This window comes from Pseudomonas sp. NFPP25 (assembly GCF_900116505.1).
GTDB classification, from domain to species: domain Bacteria; phylum Pseudomonadota; class Gammaproteobacteria; order Pseudomonadales; family Pseudomonadaceae; genus Aquipseudomonas; species Aquipseudomonas protegens.
This window is the reverse complement of the sequence record NZ_FPBG01000001.1, coordinates 1195002-1213940: the sequence shown is the minus strand read 5'-3', so window position 1 is coordinate 1213940 and position 18939 is coordinate 1195002. Positions and strand designations below refer to the sequence as shown.

Annotated in this window: 21 protein-coding genes; 17 read left to right on the top strand and 4 right to left on the bottom strand. The window is 60.3% G+C overall.

Going from position 1 to position 18939, the window contains the following annotated elements:
• Positions 1-157: 157 nt before the first annotated feature.
• A complete protein-coding gene (locus BM382_RS05030) occupies positions 158-1102 on the top strand; it encodes a helix-turn-helix transcriptional regulator (protein ID WP_072442114.1) in 945 nt (314 codons plus the stop codon).
• On the top strand, positions 1074-1457 hold the full coding sequence (locus BM382_RS05025; RefSeq protein WP_170866301.1) for a hypothetical protein: 384 nt from the start codon (positions 1074-1076) through the stop codon (positions 1455-1457). The genes BM382_RS05030 and BM382_RS05025 overlap by 29 nt, the downstream gene beginning before the upstream one ends.
• Positions 1458-1643: 186 nt before the next feature.
• Here BM382_RS05025 and BM382_RS05020 read toward each other — a convergent pair whose 3' ends face one another.
• The gene (locus BM382_RS05020; protein WP_072442112.1) at positions 1644-2072 is read right to left on the bottom strand and encodes a hypothetical protein; all 429 of its coding nucleotides are present in this window, start codon (positions 2070-2072) and stop codon (positions 1644-1646) included.
• Positions 2073-2306: 234 nt separating this feature from the next.
• Here BM382_RS05020 and BM382_RS05015 point away from each other — a divergent pair, with 234 nt between their 5' ends.
• The 3 genes from BM382_RS05015 (at position 2307) to BM382_RS05005 (ending at position 3996) form a co-directional block, all read left to right on the top strand.
• On the top strand, positions 2307-3221 hold the full coding sequence (locus tag BM382_RS05015) for an SGNH/GDSL hydrolase family protein (protein WP_072442110.1): 915 nt from the start codon (positions 2307-2309) through the stop codon (positions 3219-3221).
• A 320-nt stretch (positions 3222-3541) separates the two neighbouring features.
• Positions 3542-3805, top strand: coding sequence for a hypothetical protein (locus tag BM382_RS05010; protein ID WP_072442108.1), 264 nt, complete (start codon positions 3542-3544; stop codon positions 3803-3805).
• Between the two features lie 2 nt (positions 3806-3807).
• Positions 3808-3996, top strand: coding sequence for a hypothetical protein (locus BM382_RS05005; RefSeq protein WP_239690391.1), 189 nt, complete (start codon positions 3808-3810; stop codon positions 3994-3996).
• A 46-nt stretch (positions 3997-4042) separates the two neighbouring features.
• Here the strand turns inward: BM382_RS05005 and BM382_RS05000 are convergent, their stop codons facing one another.
• Positions 4043-4711, bottom strand: coding sequence for a phytanoyl-CoA dioxygenase family protein (locus BM382_RS05000; protein WP_072442103.1), 669 nt, complete (start codon positions 4709-4711; stop codon positions 4043-4045).
• Between the two features lie 290 nt (positions 4712-5001).
• On the opposite strand from BM382_RS05000, the gene BM382_RS04995 reads away from it, so the two are divergent.
• The 6 genes from BM382_RS04995 to BM382_RS04980 all read left to right on the top strand — a co-directional run bounded on the left by BM382_RS04995 (position 5002) and on the right by BM382_RS04980 (position 9166).
• Positions 5002-5295 carry a DUF3077 domain-containing protein gene (locus BM382_RS04995; RefSeq protein ID WP_042942401.1) on the top strand — a complete coding sequence of 98 codons (294 nt, stop codon included), beginning with the start codon at positions 5002-5004 and terminating at the stop codon, positions 5293-5295.
• A 174-nt stretch (positions 5296-5469) separates the two neighbouring features.
• The gene (locus tag BM382_RS31515; RefSeq protein WP_060741627.1) at positions 5470-5688 is read left to right on the top strand and encodes a hypothetical protein; all 219 of its coding nucleotides are present in this window, start codon (positions 5470-5472) and stop codon (positions 5686-5688) included.
• Positions 5689-5938: 250 nt separating this feature from the next.
• On the top strand, positions 5939-6757 hold the full coding sequence (locus BM382_RS04990) for a S1 family peptidase (protein ID WP_072442101.1): 819 nt from the start codon (positions 5939-5941) through the stop codon (positions 6755-6757).
• A gap of 228 nt (positions 6758-6985) precedes the next feature.
• Complete coding sequence (locus tag BM382_RS04985) at positions 6986-7762, top strand: hypothetical protein (protein WP_239690390.1); 777 nt, start codon at positions 6986-6988, stop codon at positions 7760-7762.
• Positions 7763-8139: 377 nt separating this feature from the next.
• The gene (locus tag BM382_RS31510) at positions 8140-8472 is read left to right on the top strand and encodes an ATP-binding protein (protein WP_139187203.1); all 333 of its coding nucleotides are present in this window, start codon (positions 8140-8142) and stop codon (positions 8470-8472) included.
• 145 nt (positions 8473-8617) lie between these two features.
• Positions 8618-9166: a hypothetical protein gene (locus BM382_RS04980; RefSeq protein WP_072442098.1), complete on the top strand. Its 549-nt coding sequence runs from the start codon at positions 8618-8620 to the stop codon at positions 9164-9166.
• A gap of 109 nt (positions 9167-9275) precedes the next feature.
• Here the strand turns inward: BM382_RS04980 and BM382_RS04975 are convergent, their stop codons facing one another.
• Together BM382_RS04975 and BM382_RS04970 are read right to left on the bottom strand one after the other, a co-directional pair.
• Entirely contained in the window at positions 9276-9902 is a 627-nt protein-coding gene (locus BM382_RS04975) for a cupin domain-containing protein (RefSeq protein WP_019095900.1), read from the bottom strand.
• Positions 9903-9975: 73 nt separating this feature from the next.
• Positions 9976-11928 carry an oxidoreductase gene (locus BM382_RS04970; RefSeq protein ID WP_072442096.1) on the bottom strand — a complete coding sequence of 651 codons (1953 nt, stop codon included), beginning with the start codon at positions 11926-11928 and terminating at the stop codon, positions 9976-9978.
• A gap of 214 nt (positions 11929-12142) precedes the next feature.
• On the opposite strand from BM382_RS04970, the gene BM382_RS04965 reads away from it, so the two are divergent.
• The 6 genes from BM382_RS04965 (at position 12143) to BM382_RS04940 (ending at position 18869) form a co-directional block, all read left to right on the top strand.
• Positions 12143-13204, top strand: coding sequence for an ABC transporter substrate-binding protein (locus tag BM382_RS04965; RefSeq protein ID WP_072442094.1), 1062 nt, complete (start codon positions 12143-12145; stop codon positions 13202-13204).
• 99 nt (positions 13205-13303) lie between these two features.
• On the top strand, positions 13304-14098 hold the full coding sequence (locus BM382_RS04960) for a class II aldolase/adducin family protein (protein ID WP_065363890.1): 795 nt from the start codon (positions 13304-13306) through the stop codon (positions 14096-14098).
• A gap of 281 nt (positions 14099-14379) precedes the next feature.
• Positions 14380-15018 (top strand): TetR family transcriptional regulator C-terminal domain-containing protein, encoded by a 639-nt coding sequence (locus BM382_RS04955; protein ID WP_019093491.1) that lies wholly within the window; start codon positions 14380-14382, stop codon positions 15016-15018.
• Positions 15019-15101: 83 nt separating this feature from the next.
• Positions 15102-15818 carry a response regulator gene (locus BM382_RS04950; protein WP_047286252.1) on the top strand — a complete coding sequence of 239 codons (717 nt, stop codon included), beginning with the start codon at positions 15102-15104 and terminating at the stop codon, positions 15816-15818.
• 1 nt (position 15819) lies between these two features.
• The gene (locus BM382_RS04945) at positions 15820-16617 is read left to right on the top strand and encodes a substrate-binding periplasmic protein (RefSeq protein WP_072442092.1); all 798 of its coding nucleotides are present in this window, start codon (positions 15820-15822) and stop codon (positions 16615-16617) included.
• On the top strand, positions 16614-18869 hold the full coding sequence (locus BM382_RS04940) for an ATP-binding protein (RefSeq protein WP_072442090.1): 2256 nt from the start codon (positions 16614-16616) through the stop codon (positions 18867-18869). The genes BM382_RS04945 and BM382_RS04940 overlap by 4 nt, the downstream gene beginning before the upstream one ends.
• The last annotated feature ends 70 nt before the right edge of the window (positions 18870-18939 follow it).

The window sequence follows — 18939 nt, the reverse complement described above, 5'->3', positions numbered from 1 at the left end:
AAAAAGCCGTTCATTGAAGTCGGCACCTGCTGCCCTGCCAAGCGCTTTGGCCGTCATTCACAAGAAAAATTCCGACGCTCACAACCACCGCTGCGCAAAGTGTGAGTGAGTTACCATTGGCCGCCGTAGCAACCACCCCCATGGACCCGCTTTGCCGATGGAATGCTGGAACCCCTACCTCGATACACAATTCTGCTTCGACCGGCCGGTTGGCCTGGCCCGCGCCGGGGTGTTCGACCCCAGTGCCCGGCGGGTGATGGGCAGCGCCGTCGGCCACTACCGCGCCCGCACCGTGCGCCCGCACTTGCAGTACTTCGACTGCAACCTGCAATTCCCCGATCCGCTGCGCATCCACAAGGTATTGCCCGACAGCCTGTGCATCGTCCAGGTGCTGGCCGGGCAATGGCAGCACCGGATCGACGGCCAGCTCCACCACTACACCCCCGGCGCGCCCCAGGCCCTGGGCCTGAGCGAAACCATGGAAGCGCTGGACCAGATGCCCGCCGGCAGCCACGCGCGCATGGCCGGCCTGCGTATCGCCGGTAGCTATCTGCGGGAACTGGCCGAGGAAGACTCGACGCTGCAGCCCTTGCTCGGCCTGCTGGACGACGGCATCCGCTTTCGCCAGTTTCAACGCTGCCGGGCGCTGGGCAGCTTGCTGGAGCGGCTCTACCAAGCGCCGTACCAGGGCGCCCTGCAACGCCTGCACCAGGAAAGCCTGAGCCTGGCGGTGCTGGTGGAACTGGCGGTGCACCTCCAGGGCCAGCGCCCTGCGGCGCCCACGGTGCGGGGGCAACTGGACCTGGCCCACGAAGCCCGCCGCCAGCTCGACGCCCACCTGCTGGACCCGCCCGGCAGCCAGGCGTTGGCCCAGCAACTGGGGGTAGGGGAGACCACCCTGCGCCGCGCCTTTGCCCAGGTATTCGGCCAGTCGATGCTGCAGTATGTGCGGCGCCAACGCATGGAGCTGGCACGCACTCTGTTGCGTCAGCGCAAATGGCACGTGGCGCAGATCGCCTACCGCCTGGGCTACGCCAATCCGGCCAATTTCAACCACGCCTACAAGGCCCACTTTGGCCATCCGCCCGGCGCGGAAGGCTAGCGCAGGCGCACCCCAGCCCCTTACGCCTTACTCGATCGTCAGCGATACCTACATCGATCAAGCCATGCAAGAGGGTGGCAAGGTGCTGGCCTACAGACCCGCGGCGCGACAGGTGGATGGTTACGGACAGCCCATCACCCCGGCGCGGCGAATCGAAGTGGTTGAAAATCCAGGGCAGGACAGCGACGAAAACGGCCTGGCCAAGATCGCCGGAATACCCGCCTGGATTCAGGGTCAAGAGACACGCCCAGGCTTGAACTATGTGCTGCAGATCAACAACTCCCGGCTGAACAGCGCCGCTCAAGAGCACAAGGGCATTTTGGTCGGTGGAGTCTGCTACCTGCTATTGAAGTAAGGCATTGATGGCGAAGACCTGATGGCCGGGGCCCTGATCATCCAGAGTTCATAACAAAGGGGCCGGGCCCTCAGCGTCATGAACCTGGACCGGTTTGATCTGCGTCGAGAGGGATGCACACGGGGAAAAACGACAACGCCTCCCTAGGGAGGCGTTGTTGCAGAGCGGTCGCGGCCGCCCGACGCTTTACTTCGCCTTGAGGTACTCATTGAGAAACGCCTGGGCATCGCCATAGCTGGACAGGTTGCTGTCATAACCCACCTTCAGCGGCTTGGCCTCACCCGGCAGATGCAACTCGCCATAGCCTTCCTGAAGCAGCAGCACCACGAACTTCTGCCCGTCCACCTGAGTGAAGTAACGGGTGTCGCGATCGGTTTGCTCCACGTTCATTTTCTGAATGCGCATGTTCCAGTCATGGTCGGCGTCTTCCACCTGCACCAGCGCCTGATTGGCGCTGCGCTCACCGATACGCAAGGTCCAGACCTTCACCCCATGCGGCCCGGTGTAGGCCAGGATGTTGTCCGCCACCTGTGGCCGTTCCTCGGCCTGGGCCAGCCCGGTTCCCAGTACCCACGCCATGACCCACGCGGCCGCCCAACGGTAATAAAGCTGCATCCTTCTAGCTCCTGAACATGAAAAGGGGCGGTTATTGAAGCCGACCCGTGCGGCGCTGCCAAGCACCCAAGGCAACAGGCGGGATAAAAAAACCGGCGCACACGCTGGACTCACCCGCCACCGACCTGTCGCGAACAGCACACTCTTTGCGCCCTCGGCTAAATACAGGTCGCAAGCGTGGCAAGGCAAAACGTCGCCACCGGTAGTCTAAGAGCACCACCCGGGAGACTTTCAATGATTCGACGCGCTTGCTTGGCCGCTCTATTGACCATGACTGCCGCAACCGCCTTTGGCGGCCCTGGCTACGATCATCTCTATGCGTTCGGTGACAGCTACTCTGACAATGGCGCGGGTGAAACCTTCACCCGAACCATGGCCGCGCAGAAGGTCAAAGATGCACAGGAGCTGCCCGGTTCGTTGTATTGGCAGGGACGCTGGAGCAATGGACCCACCGCGGTCGAGCACTTGGCGCAGGCCTTGAAAATTCCCTTGACCGACTACGCCATTGGCGGCGCCAAAAGCGGCAACGGCAACTACTACGCCTGGATGCAGCCCTCTCGCGACACCGGGGTTTTCGGGCAAATCGCCGATCACCTGAAAGCCGCTAAAACACACAAGGCGGATCCGGATGCGCTGTATTTCATTTTCATCTCAGCCAACGACTTCTTTGAATGGGCCGACTTCGCGCACCCAGAAACGATCGACGTGCTTGGCCAGAACAGCGTGGCGAACATACAGAAGAGCACCGAGACGCTGATCGCCGCAGGGGCGAAGCACCTGATGGTGGTGGGGACCACGGATTTGAGCCATGTGCCGGCTGTGGTGCAGGGCAATCAAGTCAAGAACGCAACGCACTACCAGCAGATACTCGAACAAAAGCTGCCCGCCGTGCTGACAACACTGGCTAACGCCCATCACGTGAGCATTGGCTACTTCGACCATCTGGCCTTCAGCAACAAGCTTCGCGAGGCACCCGAGGTGGCGGGCCTGAAGGATCTGGATACCCCGTGCCAAGCCACCTACCCGGACGTCAAACCCGTGTGTGCGGATCCGGATAGCCATTACTACTGGGATGAATGGCACCCGACCCGCAAAGTCCACAGCCTGGCCGCCGAGGCGATGCTTGAAACGCTGAAAGCGAGCCGTTGAGGTTCGCTAGCCGCCCATAGCCGTTCAGCACGGCCCGGCTATGAGCGCCAAGCATTGTCATGGTCGTTGCTCGGACATCCTTGCCCTTGTCGTTGAGAACAGCACGCTGCGTTCACGGGACGCTTAGCGACATGTGACCTTGTGGGCACCCTGGGGGGAGACGCCGGCAACGAGTTCTCCAGTGGTATGGCGGACATGGGCTTGGCTCCATTCTTGAGGTCGTTGTTTGGGCTTGAACGCGATAAAGTGACCCGCCTCAAAGCGCCTAACGTACAAGCCGCGCCCCGATTCAAAGGCTGCATTTTCAGGATGAATACCCCATGAGCCAACTCACCGCACTGATCGCCCAAGCCCAAGCCGGGCTGTCGGTCCAGCAAAACATTCCCCAGGAACGCTGGGAGGCCATCGCCACCCAGTGCGGCGCTGCGGAAATCGCCGAGATCAAAACCCGCATCGCCTCACTCAAGGCAGACAGGGAAGCCGTCGAAGACTGGGACGGCGACACCCGCGATGACCTGTATTTCGCCATCGCCGACTTCACCCGCCTGCTGGAACTGGCCAGCGCCCACGCACAAGGTGAATGAACATGCCGATTGACCGCACAACGGATTATTTCGAGAGCAGCGAAGGCGACGTGCGTCTATGGATAGAGCAGGGCAGTGCCATTCATCTCAAGGCCATCAGCCCGTACAACGACCCCGTGGAACTGACGGCAGAACAGGCCCTGGAACTGGCCCAGGCACTGCAACGTTTGGCCAGCCGCCTGGCCGACTGAATGAGCGCCACGCTGCGGCTGACGCACCCCTGACGCCCGGGCCCACTCAGACAAAATCCGCCGGCTCGAAGCGCTCGCGGGTGTCCATGCGGATAGCACGCAGGTCCAGCGTCTGCAGATGGGACTCATACAGCCCCAGGGCGCAATAGCTGACCAGCAAGCTGCGACGGCGCGCACCACTGGGGTTCAGACTGGCCCCATGCACCAGATCGGCATCGAACAGCAGCACGTCCCCCGCATTCCCCGCCAACTGCACCACACGGGATTCATCACTGAAATCAAAGGGCGCCAACCGCTCCCCGGGGCGATGACTGCCGGGCACGATGCGCGTCGCGCCATTGGCCGGCCCATAGTCATCGAGATAGACCAGTGCCGTGACCCGATCGCCGAGGCGCTGCTCCGACAGATCCCGGTGTAGCCCCTGATGACCGCCCCCCGCCAACGGCTCGCGGCCCTCCACCTGAGCCAGAAAAAAGCCTTCCCCGATCAACTCCCCGGCCACCGCCAACAGCGCCGGCAAGCGACACACCGCCTGCACCCGTGCATCCAGATCCACCAGCGCATGACGCCAATCGTGGCCCCGAGGCACTGGCCATTGCTCGGGCGCAATCACCCCCGCCTCGAATATGGCCCGCAGCTCATCCAGCCAGTCGGCGGGCACCGCCTGACGCAGCAACTGGTAACCGTTTTGATGGAGTTGTTCGCGGTCGATCATGAGGGGGCAGATGTCCTTATCCGGGGTGGGGGAGAGCATAACGGCTCGCTAATCCGAGCGACATAACCGGCTACGGTTTAGCGGTTGCCGGACCCTGAGCAGACCGCCTAGTCTGCTGCGGTCGCTGCAAAATCAGCGACCGGGCCTGAGAACCCGATCAGATACAGGCACATTGTTGATCAGGGAGTTTCAGTCATGTCTGCCGGTAATCTGTCTGAATTTTGTTGCTGTTCCTTTCGCCTTCCTCCGCTCAAAAGCCTCTGCTGCCAGACCCTGGCGGGAGGTGCACGGTGAGCCATTCAAACTCAATCAAAACCCAAGGTTTTGTCACCTTTGGCCAATGTGCCGATCCTGAACTAACGTTGTTTCGCGTCAATGCGGATGTGCCTTTGCAGCAGGCGTTGGAGCAGGCTTCTACCTTGTTGTACTACGCCAAGAAGTTAGCGCTGGATGCGGCTATGGAAGAGCAGGGGGAGCGATATGCGTGGGCTGCGTATTTTTTGGCGGAGATGGGGAAGGCGGTGATTGATGATGTGTGTTTGGGGTTGGGTGGAAGAGCGGCTGAGGGAGAGGCTCTGAGTTAGGGCAACATCGCATGAGGTAGATAGAAACGCCGCTTATCGCTGCTTGATAAGCGGTGTCTCTATTGCTTGAGAGGCTACATTCGGCCAAGAGCAGTCATTCAGCTTCGACAAAACTAGGAGTGATTCAATGTTACAGTCCACCGACCCTCCAAAATCATTTAGGAAGAGACAGCTATGCGTATCATTGGATGGATACTGACAATACTTGGCTGCGTATGGGCCTTCTCGGGAATCATGAGAGTTATTGCCGCAGCTATGGGAGCAATGCCCGGCCCCGGTAAGCATTTCGCAATGGGATTAGTCACCCTTTTGTTAGCTGCATTCGCTATCTGGGGAGGAAGTAAGTTGAGAGCCAAAGCTGCTCATGCAAAGTCGTTAAAACAGATTGATTGACTTACCGATGTCTAGCAGCGACGGGCAGCGGTGATTTCTCTCATCGCAATGGGTCGACTTCTACCCTTTCTAACATGCGGAAATCGGCTATAAGTAGACGGTCACGAAGGGCAAAAACGGCCAGAGGAAGACGTTCTAGCGAGACTTTAAGTAGAATGTAAAAAATGTTTACGGTTCAGGATTTTTATGATGCATCAGAAAGTTCTAGAAAAGTCCAATCAATGCAAAGCTAAATAAGGGTTAAATCCGCATGTATAATAAGGTATATGAGAATATAAAAAACAGCTGTGGCTATGTTACTGTTGTCCTGGACGGCGAGACAATAAGTCAGGGTACATGCTTTGCCTATACGCAAGATGGAGAAGTAATCACCGCGGCACATGTTGTAACTGGGCGAATGCCAATACGCTTGGAAGACTATACGGATCCAAATGCAAGAATTTTCGTAAAATTTCCCGGTCGCCCAGTGATAGAGTATTTCGTGCATTTTTGTTCCGTGGGCATTAACGTCGATGCATTTTTTGAGACTATACAGCTCGACATTGCAGCCCTTGCTCCGAAAGAGAAGCAATCTGGCGTCTTTAACTATCTTCCAGCTAGCCTTTCACCTCCAAAATTGGGTGATAAGGTTTTTCTATCCGGCTTTTCAGACGACCTATTGCTACCATTTAATCTGAATAGAATTGCCAAAAAAGACTTTCCGGGAATGCAGGAATTCCTTAGTGCGATGCAATCCGGTTATATCGCTGACATGATGGGCCCCATGACAAAATGTGCGATAGTCGGCAACCATGTGCGAATTCATGCAAGTAACTCAGAACAAAATATATCCGCCGATTTTAGTTTGTTTTATATGGACAATGGTGTTAATAGTGGCGCGAGTGGTGGACCAATAGTCAACGAGGCTGGAGAGGCTATAGGAGTCATTTCTCAGCGTGCGGTGACAAGCGCGAGCCAGTCGTCGGATCCCAGTTTGAAGGTGCCTGCGGGAGCGACGATCGGCTTGTCCCTGGAACCAATAGAAACAGTTCGTCAGATTAAACTGCGACAAGCTCTGACTAAAAAATGACAACTTTTGGTCGGTTGCAGCTTTCACCAGAGGCAGCTACCGGCCAAAAGCAGTCATCGAGTGACTACGAGTTTAGGGGCGATTCAGAAATGGGAATAATCTGGCACGGCGTATTCGACAAGTCATGAAAAGCAGCATGGCCGTGGAAGCGCTCATTCTGTTCTCTACCAACGTATGCACGATCCAGCCGCAATCGTAATTACAACGAAGATACAAAGGACGTTCCCAGTGGTAAAAGCTTCTCTTAAGAGTTTTTTGGCTATTGTTTCTGTTTTTTTAGCTGCATTCGCAAGCGCGAATGAAAACAATCTAAAAGTATCCGCAGAAAGTGAAGCACTGTACTTCAAAGCGCTGCCTTATCTAGAAAAAATCGATGAAATACAAAACGATATGTTCACTTTTCGGAAGCAGTTAGCAGTCAACGAAAAGGTGCCCGACCAAAAAAAGGAACAATATAGAGACGAAATGCTTCTGCTTGTAAAAGAAGGAATGCCTTTGCTCAAACGTTCAGCTGAGGAAGGCAACCCAGCAGCGCAGTACCGTCTAGCGTTAATGTTGTCGACTTTTGAATCTCGCGATCAAGTCGCCGAAAAAGTCTGCACTCTCCTAAAGTCCAGTTTCAGTAACGGATTTACTCCAGCGGGTTTGCAGATGCTTTTCTATTGCTTCGATGAGGTTAAAACACCTGGGTATCGGTCACTTGTCGACGCGTTGCCTAATGATGAAACCCTGTATAGCAGGTACTACCCCCAGCCAACGATGATGCCGAGTTGCGATAGAAATAGTCGCTCTGACAGCAAACCAATCGTGTTGCTCGACGAAAAAAGTTTTCGCGCCAACCTTTATATGAGTATGGCGACTCAAATGTCGACGCAGCACCTTAAGCAAGAACAGCTGCGTTTTCTCAACAAAGCCGCCGAGCATGGATGCACCAGGGCAATAGAAAGGCTAAAACTCAGCGACGCCGCTAATGGAAGTCGCTCAAGACTGGGAACTCATGATTAACCGCGTTTGGAATGAGTTGGGCGAGTGACGCGCTCCGCTGATTAAGGTCTAATTTGGCGCTGCTCTACTTTCTAGCCCGTAATAGATGCTTATCAGTAAGCAAAGAGCGGTGACTTCGGTTACCGAGATCGCAGGCAGAAAATCTTAGACGATGTGCTCGTAGGCTCCCCAATAGCCTTGGACGCACGATGGTGGATAACACAATGGCTTTTCGCTACCATCTGCTCCAAACGATTGCCAGCGATACAGGAAGCCACGCATCCTGTTCACCAACATGACTTATCTCAGGAACATAGATGTTCATCAAGAAAGTTGTCCTTCACCGTTTCAAACGTTACCAAAAAGCTTCCATAAATCTTAAAGATTAACTTTCACTGGTGGTTGGTGGAAATAACTCTGGAAAATCCACCATTCTGCAAGCCCTTGCTGCTTGGCAGTTTTGTAAGACTCTGATTGAGATTGAAAAAGGACGGCGGGGGTGGGTGCAGGCCGGAGGCAAAACTGGTGTAGGACTAGGCATAGTTGACTTTACCCCTATGCAAGTCCCCTCCCTGGCGCATCTTTGGACCAACCTAAAAACGAGTAAAGTTAAGGAGCCAGACGGCTACACACTAAAAATAAATGTTTTCTGGGACAACGCAGACGGTGAAGAGCGCTTTTTGGAAATATTACGGTTTTTTGAGGGGGATGAGATGGTGGCGAAGTTTTGATGTGTCTGGGCTTGCATTTCTACGGAATAGGTCAGCTTTGGTGTGGGAACTTTCTAAGGATATACGTTAAGAGTTCTTTGTGTAGTTGCTAGTCAAGGTAGTGAATTTTTTGGCTGTATTTAATTTTAATTTATAAGGATTTCGCATGTTAAAGATTTTTGCATTAGCTTTTTTATCCATGCTCGCGGGCTGCACAACAAATCAGCTCCACTTCGCCCCCTACAGCACAGAAGCAGAGCTGTCAGCAATTCAGAAGCAAAAAACTGACGTTGATGTTACCAAGGTGTCGGGTGCGGAGAGCTGTGTTAACTGCACAGAAAGAAGCACCATTGTATGGCACGCAGCGAACTACAATGGCAGCCTGTATCAGGGGTTCTCTGCGATCCCGGTAAGTGATTGGAAAAGTTTTATTAGTGATTCGGTTTTATCCGACTCTCATGCTCCGTTGAAGGTCGAGATTGTGGTGAATCGTATATTTTTAAAAACTTGGAATAATCCTGAGTACTATGCCTGTCAATCGGAAATAACGGTCTATATTGGGCAGTCAAAACTCGATGGTAAGGCTGTTGTGAAAATACCGTCTTCAGGGCAGTGGCTAGTAGAGAAGGATTTGGCTTTGCTTAATCCAGAGGTTTTGAAAACCATACAGTTGTCTCTGAAAGCAGCCTATCTCAACGCCATCCAAAAGCGCTAAGTCATGCTGCATCCATTCTGTATGGCATAGTCTGAGCGCCTTCTTTTAGTCAATAGCGCTCCTTTGGTGAGCATCATCCTAATCCGCCGGCTCTGTTGAATGCGAAAGCTCAAAACGTCGGCGGCGTGATCACCCACAACACCACCGCATCCTCCTCCCCAGGATTCCCATACTTATGCGGCTCCTGGCTGGAAAAGCTAAAGCTATCCCCCTCACTCAGCTGAAAATACCTTTCCCCCACCCACAGCTCAAAGCTCCCCGACAGCACATACCCGGCTTCTTCCCCCTCATGGCTATAACTCTCCTTGCTGTAGGTCCCCGGCGGAAACCGTGAGTGCAAAAACTCCAGCTGCCGGGTCGGTTGTGGGGTTAGCAGCTGATCGATAATCCCGTTCTCATAATTCACCTGCAGCCGCTGTTTCTTGCGCACTACATAGCCCTGATCCTCGGGCGCGGTCTGGGTTTCGCTGGCGAAGAACCATTGGATGGTCACGCCCAGGCTGCGGGCGATGTTGAACAGGGCGGGGATGGAGGGGTAGGCGAGGTTGCGTTCCAGTTGGCTGATGTAGCCGGCGGTAAGTTCGCTCTGCTGGGCCAGTTCGCTCAGGGTCAGGCCGCGGCGTTTGCGCAGGCCGCGGATGCGGGTGCCAAGAAACTGTGGGCCGCCAGGGGCCTGGTTGTCGCTGCCGGGCTCGGGCGGGGTGCTCACGGGCGGCGTCTTGCTGCTTGGGTTCATTGCGGGCTCCAGGCCTGGAAGACGGGCGCATCCGGGCTCCCGTCCTGCAAAAGCCCTGGAGTATAAAGCAGCCTCAAAGCGCCCAGGCGACTTTCAAGCCTTCATGGATGGCTTCTTCGACGGTGCGCGGTGCCAGGCAGTCGCCGATGCGTTGGAAGGGCACCAGGCCTTTGAGTTGTTGGCCGAGGTCGTCCACCGATTGGTGGCCTTGGCACAGGACCAGGCTGTCGACGTTTTCCAGCAGCATGGGTTCGCCGCTGGCGGTGTGTTGCAGGTACACGGTGCTGTCATCGCAGCCGTAGAGGCGGGCGTAGGGGATGATCGGGATCGCCAGTTTGTGCAGTTCGCCGGCCAGTTGGTCGCGCACGTACAGCGGCAGGCTTTCGCCGCAGTGGGTGCCGTTGACCGCCAGTTGCACTTGGTGCCCGGCGCGCACCAGGCGCTCGGCGATGCCGGGGCCGATCCAGTCGCAGCGCCAGTCGGCCACCACCACGCTGCGGCCCAGTTGCACTTCGTCGCGCAGTACTTGCCAGGCGTCCACCACTTGCAGGTCGCCGCCGCGTTCGAAGTTCGGCCAGTAGGGTTGGGCGCCGGTGGCGATGATCACGTGGTCGGGGTTTTCCCGCTCGATCAGGGCGCGGTCGACTCGGGTGTTGCGCACCACTTCGACACCGGCCAGTTGCATTTCCCGTTGCAGGTTGGTGCTGGCGCCGCCGAATTCGCTGCGCCGGGGCAGCAGTTGCGCCAGTTGGATCTGGCCGCCCAGTTGCGCGCTGGCTTCGTAGAGGGTCACGCGGTGGCCGCGTTGCGCAGCGACGGCGGCGGCTTTCATCCCGGCCGGGCCGCCGCCCACCACCAGGATGCGTTTGCCGCGGGCGCTGGGCTTGGGTTGGCCGTAGAGCAGTTCGCGACCGGTTTCCGGGTGCTGGATGCAGGAGATCGGCAGGCCCTTGTGGAAGTGACCGATGCACGCCTGGTTGCAGGCGATGCAGGCGCGCACGTCGTCGCTGTGGCCGCGCTCGCTCTTGTTGGGCATCTGCGGGTCGCAGATCAGCGCGCGGGTCATGCCGCACACGTCGGCCTGGCCCTTGGCGATGATCGCCTCGGCTTCCTGGGGCTGGTTGATGCGCCCGGTGACGAACAGCGGGATCGACAGCCCGGCCTTGAAGGTGCCGGCTTCCCGGGCGAGATAAGCCGCTTCCACCGCCATGGGGGGGACGATGTGCACGGCGCCGCCGAGGGAGGCGGAGGTGCCAGCGACTATGTGCACGTAGTCCAGCTGCCCTTGCAGCAATTGCACGGCGGCCAGGGATTCGTCTTCGGTGAGGCCTTCAGGGTCGCGTTCATCGGCGGAAATCCGCAGGCCGATGATGAACTCGGCATCGGTGCTGGCGCGCATGGCGCCGAGGATTTCCCGGATAAAGCGCAGGCGCTGTTCCAGCTCGCCGTTGTAGCCGTCGGTGCGGCGGTTGACCCGCGGGTTGATGAACTGCGCCGGCAGGTAGCCGTGGCTGGCCACCAGTTCCACGCCGTCCAGCCCGGCCTGATGCAGGCGTCGGGCGGTGTCGGCGTAGCCCTGGATGATCTCGTCGATCATGTCCTGGTCCAGGGCCCGGGGCATGACCCGGAAGCGTTCGTTGGGCACCGCCGAAGGGGCGTAGGCCACGGCCAGCAGGCCATCGGCGGACTCCATGATTTCCCGCCCCGGGTGGAAGATCTGCGACAGCACCACGGTGCCGTGGGCGTGGCAGGTTTCGGCCAGGCGCCGGTAGCCGTCGATGCAGGCGTCGTCGGTGGCCATCAGCACGTGGCTGGTGTAGCGCGCACTGTCGTGGACCCCAGCCACCTGCAGCACGATCAGGCCGACGCCGCCTTCGGCGCGGGCGCGGTGGTAGGCGATCAGCTGTTCGTTGACCAGGTTGTCGGTGGGCATCGAGGTGTCGTGGCCGCTGGACATGATGCGGTTCTTCAAGCGTTTGCCACGGATCTGCAAGGGTTGGAACAGGTGCGGGAAGGCGCTGGTCATTGCGGTGGCTCCAGGCGGGCCAAGGGCAGGGGGCGTAGCCTTGGCGTTGTTATTGTTGGCCTATCAAAATTTACCGCCAGTAAAAAATCAACTTGTTTTTTTACTAAGGCTTGCAGTAGCTTCGATCTGCGCCCGCTCCCGGGGCCAACCTCACAACAATAAAAAAGGGCTGTGCCGGCGCCTGCCGGTGTGGCACCGCGAAGAGGATTCACAGATGAAAGCGCTCACCCGCAAGCACGGTTGTTCTTTCCTGGCCCTGAGCCTGGCCCTGGGTCTGACCCTGGGCCAGGGCACTGCCCAGGCAGCCCCCGACATGGTGGTCGTGGCGTACGGCGGAGCCGGACAAAAAGCCCAGGATGTGGCGTTGTTCCAACCCTTCAGCAAGGCCGATGGCAGCAAGCTGATCCAGAGCGAATACAACGGCGAAATGGCCCGCATCAAGGTCATGGTCGACACCGGCAACGTCGACTGGGACGTGGTGCAGATCGAAGGCCCGGACCTGATGCGCGGCTGCGACGAAGGCATGTACGAACCCCTGGACTGGAAGGCCCTGGGCCGTGCCGAGCAGTTGATTCCCGATGCCGCCCAGCCCTGCGGCTCGGCGGTGCTGGTGTGGAGCGTGGCCATTGCCTATGACCGCAGCAAGCTGGCCAAGGCCCCGACATCCTGGGCGGATTTCTGGGACGTCAAGCAGTTCCCCGGCAAGCGCGGCCTGCGCAAGCGCGCGGTGTACAATCTGGAATTCGCCCTGATGGCCGACGGGGTCAAGGTCGAGGACGTGTACAAGGTCCTGGCCACGCCCGAGGGGGTGGACCGGGCCTTTGCCAAGCTCAGCGAACTCAAGCCCTACATCCAGTGGTGGGAGGCCGGGGCCCAGCCGGGGCAGTGGCTGGCCGCCGGTGATGTGGTGATGACCTCCACTTACAGCGGCCGCATCGCCGTGGCCGCCCAGGCCGGCGCGCCGCTGGCGGTGGTGTGGCCCGGCAGCCTGTACGGCATGGACTACTGGGCGATCATCAAGGGCTCGAAACACGTGGATCAGGCCAAGCGTTTCATCGCTTTTGCCAACACCCCTGAAGCCCAGGTCGACTACGTCAAGCAGATCCCCTATGGCCCCACCAACACCCTGGCCGCGGCCAAGCTGGACCCGGCGCTGGCGCAGTGGGTGCCGACCTCGGAACAGAACCTCAAGGGTGCACTGGCGATGGACGTCGGGTTCTGGGTTGATCATGGCGAAGAGCTGGAAGAGCGCTTCAACGCCTGGGCCAGCAAGTAAGCGCAACGGGCTGGACGCCTGCGGGCGTCCGGTCCTATTGTTTGCGGGCTCTTTTTACCGGCCCCGTTTGCCCGCCCACCTGCCTGGAGGACTCCAACAATGAACAATATCGCTCCCAGCCCCCACGCCCTGACCGAGCGCAGCGCCACTGAACAGCGCCTGCGCGAAGAGCTGGCGGCCTGTTACCGGCTGATCGCGCACTTTCGCATGACCGACCTGATCTTCACCCATATCTCGGTGCGCCTGCCTGGGCCCGAGCATCACTTCCTGATCAACCCCTACGGCTTGATGTTCGATGAAATCACCGCCTCCAACCTGGTGAAGATCGACCTCAATGGCGAAGCCGTGGAGCCGTCGCCGTACCCGGTGAACCCGGCGGGTTTTGTGATCCACAGCGCCATTCACGGCGCCCGGGAAGACGCCCAGTGCGTGCTGCACACCCACACCAAGGCCGGATGCGCGGTGGCGGCGCTCAAATGCGGCTTGCTGCCGGTGAACCAGATTTCCATGGAGTTCTATGGCCGCGTGGCCTACCACGACTACGAAGGCGTGGCCCTGGACCTGAGCGAGCAGCAACGTCTGGTGGCCGATCTCGGCGACAAGAGCGTGCTGATGCTGCGCAACCATGGCCTGCTCACCGTGGGCGAAACCGTGAGCCAGGCGTTTTTGCGCATGTACTACCTGGAGAAGGCCTGCGAGATCCAGCTGGCGGCCCAGGCAGCAGGGGAGATCGTGCTACCACCGGACGCGGTCTGCGCCCACACCGAACGCCAGTTCAACGACCCGGGCCGGCCGCTGCAGGAAGGCGAACTCAACGACCCGGACGCCATGCAACTGGCCTGGGCAGCGTTGTTGCGCCTGCTGGAGCGCATCGCCCCCGACTACCGCGCCTGACCCCACGTGGGTTTGTATCTACCTGTAGCCGCTGCCGAGCCATGGCGAGGCTGCGAAAAGGCCCGCAGGGCCTTGCTTGACGATCTGCCGCCGAACCTGTGTCGCCTTGAAGATCGTTGCGTCTCTGCGACGGAGTGCCGCCCAACTCGTTCGCAGCCTTCGGCAGCGGCCACAGGAAGCGGTGCGGCTTGGGCGGCCACACAAACGCTGGATAGCCACGGAAGGCCTGTTGTACAGTCGTTCAGTTTCAACTTCCCGCCACTGTCCAAGGAACCCGCCCCATGAGCCAGGAAGCGCGCTTTTCCCGCCTGGAACCCGACCTGCGCAAGGCCGAGCTGATCGAGGCGACGCTGACCTGCCTCAAGCTCCACGGTTTCCAGGGCGCGTCGATCCGCAAGATCTCCGCCGAGGCTGGGGTGTCGGTGGGGCTGATCAGCCATCACTATTCCGGCAAGGACGAGCTGGTGGCCGAGGCCTATCGCGCCATCACCGGGCGGGTCATGAGCCTGCTGCGCGAGGCCATGGAGCAGGCCGAGCCCGACCCCCGGCAGCGGCTGTCGGCGTTCTTTCGCGCCTCGTTCTGCGCCGAACTGCTGGACCCGCGGCTGCTGGATGCCTGGCTGGCCTTCTGGGGCGCGGTGAAGACCGCCGACGCGATCAACCTGGCCCACGAACATTCCTATGGTGAATACCGCAACGAGCTAGCCGGCCTGCTGGGCCAGTTGGCCGGCCTTCAGGGCTGGAAAGGCTTCGACGCCGATCTGGCGGCCATCAGCCTCAGCGCCTTGCTCGACGGCCTGTGGCTGGAATCCGGGCTCAACCCGGGGACGTTCAGCCCGCAGCAGGGCGTGCAGATCTGCGAGGCCTGGGTCGAGGGGCTGCTGGCCAGCGGCGGGCGCGGTTTCGCTGTGCCGACATAGGGCTGTTGATCGGTTGTTCAGTAATGGCTAGGCTGCTGCGCTGTAGGTGGTTTCTCTAATAAAAATAATCAGGAACACAGGCGATGACTCCTCGGGTATTGATCGTCGATGACGATCCGCTGATTCGCGAGCTGCTTCAGGCTTATCTCTCTCAGGAAGGCTACGACGTGCATTGCGCCGCCACCGCGGAGCAGGCGGAGAGCTTTCTCGGCCAGCACACGGTGGACCTGCTGATGCTGGATATCCGCCTGCCGGGCAAGGACGGCCTGACCCTGACCCGGGAGCTGCGGGTGCGTTCGGAGGTGGGGATCATCCTGATCACCGGGCGCAACGACGACATCGACCGCATCGTCGGCCTGGAATGCGGCGCCGACGACTACGTGATCAAACCTCTCAACCCCCGCGAGCTGGTGTCCCGGGCCAAGAACCTGATCCGTCGGGTGCGCCAGGCCCGCCCGCCCCAGGCCCCGGCCAACAGCCCGAGCCCGGTCAAGCAGTTCGCCGACTGGGCCCTGGACACCGACCGCCGCCGGCTGATCGACCCGCGGGGCGCTGAAACCCTGCTGACCCACGGCGAATACCAATTGCTCAGCGTGTTCCTGCGCAACAGCGGCCATACCCTGAGCCGCGACCAGTTGATGGACCAGATCCGCAACCGCGAATGGGTGCCCAGCGACCGTTCCATCGACGTGCTGGTGGGCCGCCTGCGGCGCAAGCTGCACGACGACCCGGCCGAGCCGGAGCTGATCATCACCATCCACGGCGCCGGTTACCTGTTCACCGCCAGCGTGGCGGCCTGAATTGCTGCTTCGCGCGCTGGTGCTGTGCCTGGGCCTGTGCCTGATCCCGCTGGCCGGCGCGACCTGGGCCGAGCCCCAGCCCGTGCTGCGTTATTGCGACTACCCGGTGTACCCGCCGATTTCCTGGAGCGACGGCAGCCAGGTGCGTGGCCTGGCACCGACGGTGGTGCGCCAGGTGCTGGGGGACCTGGGCTATCAGGTGCAGGTGGTGGTGCTGGGCAACTGGAAGCGCTGCCTGCTGGACGCCGCAGCGGGCCGGGTGGATGTGGTGCTGGCCTACAGCACCGGCCAGCGCCAGCAGGACCTGTTGTTTTCCCGGGTGCCGGTGCTGCGTGAGGAGGTGGCGCTGTTCGTCAACCGCCGCAACCTTCCGAGTTTTACCCACTTGCAGGACCTGACCGCCTACCGCGGCGGCCTGCTGTTCGGCGAGAGCTACGGCCAGGATTTCGACCGCGAAGTGGTGCAGCACGGCAATATCGAATGGGTCTCCAGCAGCCAGCAGAATTTCGGCAAGCTGATCCGCCAGCGCATCGATTTCATCCCCCATGAACGCCGCACCGGGCAGCTGTTCATCGAGCAATTGCCGGGGGCCCAGGACATCATCGCCTTGCCCCAGGCGGTGAGCGTCGACTACCTGCGCCTGGCGGTGTCGCGCCACTCGCCCCTGGCGGCGCGCATGGCCGAGATCGACACCCAGTTGCAGCGCCAGGTGGACAGCGGGGCGATCCAGCGCTGGCTGGCGCAAAGCCAGGACGGCTACCGCGCCATGCTCAAGGCCCAGGTGGAGGGCCGGCCATGATTGCGCTGCGGCCCAGCGGCCTGTTGCGCCGTCTGTTGCTGTTTATCCTGCTGTTCAGCCTGTGCTTCACCGTGCTCGCCAGCAGCGTGCAGCTGTACTTCGAATACCGCCGGGAAATGCGCGACATCGACAGCCGCATGGAGCTGATCCGCGCCGGTTACCTGGGCAGCCTGGAACGCAACCTGTGGGACCTCAACCAGGAGCAGCTGACCGTGCAGTTGCAGGGGCTGGTGGACTTTTCCGATGTGGCCCGGGTGCACCTGATCAGCAACGATTTCGACTTGCAGCAGGGCAGTGCCGAGCTGATCGGGCCGCTGCGGGTCGAGCGTTTCCCCCTGAGCTACCAGCCGCCGTCCGGGCCGCTGCGCCAGTTAGGCGAGTTGCAGGTCAGCACCGATCTGGGGGCGGTGTACCGGCGCCTGTACGCCACCGGGCTGGCCAGCCTGTTGTGGATGAGCGTGTTTCTCTGCGGGCTGGCGGTGGCCTTGTCCGGGCTGTTCTACCGCCTGGTGACCCGGCACCTGCAAGTGATGGCCGATTTCGCCCGGCGCGTGGCGGCCGGCGAGCTGCACGAGCCCTTGCACCTGGACAAGCGCCAGCGCCCGGATGGCGACGAGATCGACACCGTGGCCCGGGCCCTGGACGACATGCGCCGGGCGGTGCTCGATGATGTGCAGCGCCGCGAAGCCGACCGCCTGGCCTTGCAGGACAAGCGCGATGAATTGCAGAAAATGGTCCAGCGCCGCACCGCCAGCCTGATGCACGCCAAGGACGAGGCCGAAGCCGCGAACCTCGCCAAGTCGCGCTTTCTGGCGACCATGAGCCATGAACTGCGCACCCCCTTGAACGGCATCCTCGGCATGGCCGAACTGCTGCGTTCGGCGCCCCTGGGCAGCCAGGATCGCCAGCGCTTGCAGGCCCTGCACCAGGCCGGGGAGGGGCTACTGAGCATCCTCAACGAAGTGCTGTCCTTTGCCCGGTTGGAGGAGGGCGAAAGCCGCCCGGAAGTGCGGGACTTCTCCCTGCGTCAGTTGCTGGAAGAAGTCACCACCTTGTTGCAGCCCCGGGCCGAGGCCAACCGCACCCGCCTGGAATTGCACATCGACGAACAACTGGCACCGCGCCAGCAGGGCGCCGAACAGTACCTGCGCCAGGTGCTGAGCAACCTGCTGGCCAACGCCATTCGTTTTACCGAAGACGGCTGGGTGCGGGTCGAAGTGCAGGTGCTGCACAGCGCCGCCGAGGGCCAGCGCCTGCGCTGCTGCGTGCGCGACAACGGCATCGGCATTGCCGCGTCGATGCGCGAAAAGATCTTCGAGCGTTTCGTCCAGGCCAGTGATGAAGTCAGCCGCCGCTATGGCGGCACTGGCCTCGGGCTGGCGATCTGCAAACACTTGCTGCAGCAACTGGACGGACGCATCGGCGTCGACAGTGAGCTGGGGCAGGGCAGTTGTTTCTGGTTCGAGCTGGTGCTGGGGGTGGGTCAAGAGCCTTTGCCGTCGCCACAGCTTCAGGTGCCGGCGCAGGGTTTGAAGATCCTGGTGGTCGAAGACGTGGCCCTCAACCGCGAAGTGGCCAGCGGCCTGCTGCAGCGTGACGGCCATCAGGTGTGGCTGGCGCAAGACGGTGAAACGGCCCTGGCCCTGTGCCGGCAGCAAGCCTTCGACCTGTTGCTGCTGGATGTGCACCTGCCCGGCATCAGCGGGGTCGAGTTGTGCCGGGACATCCGCCGCCGCCCCGGGCCCAATCGGCAGGTGCGGATCTTCGCCCTGACCGCCAGCGTCCAGCCGTCTGTGGTGCGCAGTTATCTGCAGGCCGGGATGCAAGGCATTCTCGGCAAGCCGTTGCAGTTGGCCAGCCTGCGTCAGGCGCTGGCCGGGCAACTGCAGCCACCGCCGTTGCAGGCCCCGCAAGGCTTGCTCGACCAGGGCTTGCTGGACACTCATCGCAGTCTGTTGGGCGAGCAGAAGTTGCAGGACCTGCTCCAGATCCTGGCCGATGCCCTGGATCAGCAACAACCACTGTTGGCCGACGCCCTGGCCGCCGAAGACTGCACCGAGGTCCTGCACCTGGCCCATCGGCTGGCGGGCAGTGCCGACTCCCTGGGGTTTTGCGCGCTGGCCCGGGTGCTGCGGGAGTTGGAGGAGGCGGCGCAGCAGGCGGATCGCCCGGCTCTGGCGTCCCTGGCGGCGAGGCTGCAGCGGTCCTGGCAAGAGTCTCGGGCCTTGCTGCAGCGCTTGCTGGCGGCCTGACGTACAAAATCCTTACGACTTTTTACATCTTCGATCTTTTGCTTCAACCCGAACTTACATGGCTTTCCAA

What these genes read in the sequence shown, in the direction of transcription:
- BM382_RS05030 (WP_072442114.1), top strand. Translation starts at nt 158, where the DNA reads ATGGAATGCTGGAACCCCTACCTCGATACACAATTCTGCTTCGACCGG.
- BM382_RS05020 (WP_072442112.1), bottom strand. Translation starts at nt 2,072, where the DNA reads ATGCAGCTTTATTACCGTTGGGCGGCCGCGTGGGTCATGGCGTGGGTA.
- BM382_RS05015 (WP_072442110.1), top strand. Translation starts at nt 2,307, where the DNA reads ATGATTCGACGCGCTTGCTTGGCCGCTCTATTGACCATGACTGCCGCA.
- BM382_RS05010 (WP_072442108.1), top strand. Translation starts at nt 3,542, where the DNA reads ATGAGCCAACTCACCGCACTGATCGCCCAAGCCCAAGCCGGGCTGTCG.
- BM382_RS05005 (WP_239690391.1), top strand. Translation starts at nt 3,808, where the DNA reads ATGCCGATTGACCGCACAACGGATTATTTCGAGAGCAGCGAAGGCGAC.
- BM382_RS05000 (WP_072442103.1), bottom strand. Translation starts at nt 4,711, where the DNA reads ATGATCGACCGCGAACAACTCCATCAAAACGGTTACCAGTTGCTGCGT.
- BM382_RS31515 (WP_060741627.1), top strand. Translation starts at nt 5,470, where the DNA reads ATGCGTATCATTGGATGGATACTGACAATACTTGGCTGCGTATGGGCC.
- BM382_RS04990 (WP_072442101.1), top strand. Translation starts at nt 5,939, where the DNA reads ATGTATAATAAGGTATATGAGAATATAAAAAACAGCTGTGGCTATGTT.
- BM382_RS04980 (WP_072442098.1), top strand. Translation starts at nt 8,618, where the DNA reads ATGTTAAAGATTTTTGCATTAGCTTTTTTATCCATGCTCGCGGGCTGC.
- BM382_RS04975 (WP_019095900.1), bottom strand. Translation starts at nt 9,902, where the DNA reads ATGAACCCAAGCAGCAAGACGCCGCCCGTGAGCACCCCGCCCGAGCCC.
- BM382_RS04970 (WP_072442096.1), bottom strand. Translation starts at nt 11,928, where the DNA reads ATGACCAGCGCCTTCCCGCACCTGTTCCAACCCTTGCAGATCCGTGGC.
- BM382_RS04965 (WP_072442094.1), top strand. Translation starts at nt 12,143, where the DNA reads ATGAAAGCGCTCACCCGCAAGCACGGTTGTTCTTTCCTGGCCCTGAGC.
- BM382_RS04960 (WP_065363890.1), top strand. Translation starts at nt 13,304, where the DNA reads ATGAACAATATCGCTCCCAGCCCCCACGCCCTGACCGAGCGCAGCGCC.
- BM382_RS04955 (WP_019093491.1), top strand. Translation starts at nt 14,380, where the DNA reads ATGAGCCAGGAAGCGCGCTTTTCCCGCCTGGAACCCGACCTGCGCAAG.
- BM382_RS04950 (WP_047286252.1), top strand. Translation starts at nt 15,102, where the DNA reads ATGACTCCTCGGGTATTGATCGTCGATGACGATCCGCTGATTCGCGAG.
- BM382_RS04940 (WP_072442090.1), top strand. Translation starts at nt 16,614, where the DNA reads ATGATTGCGCTGCGGCCCAGCGGCCTGTTGCGCCGTCTGTTGCTGTTT.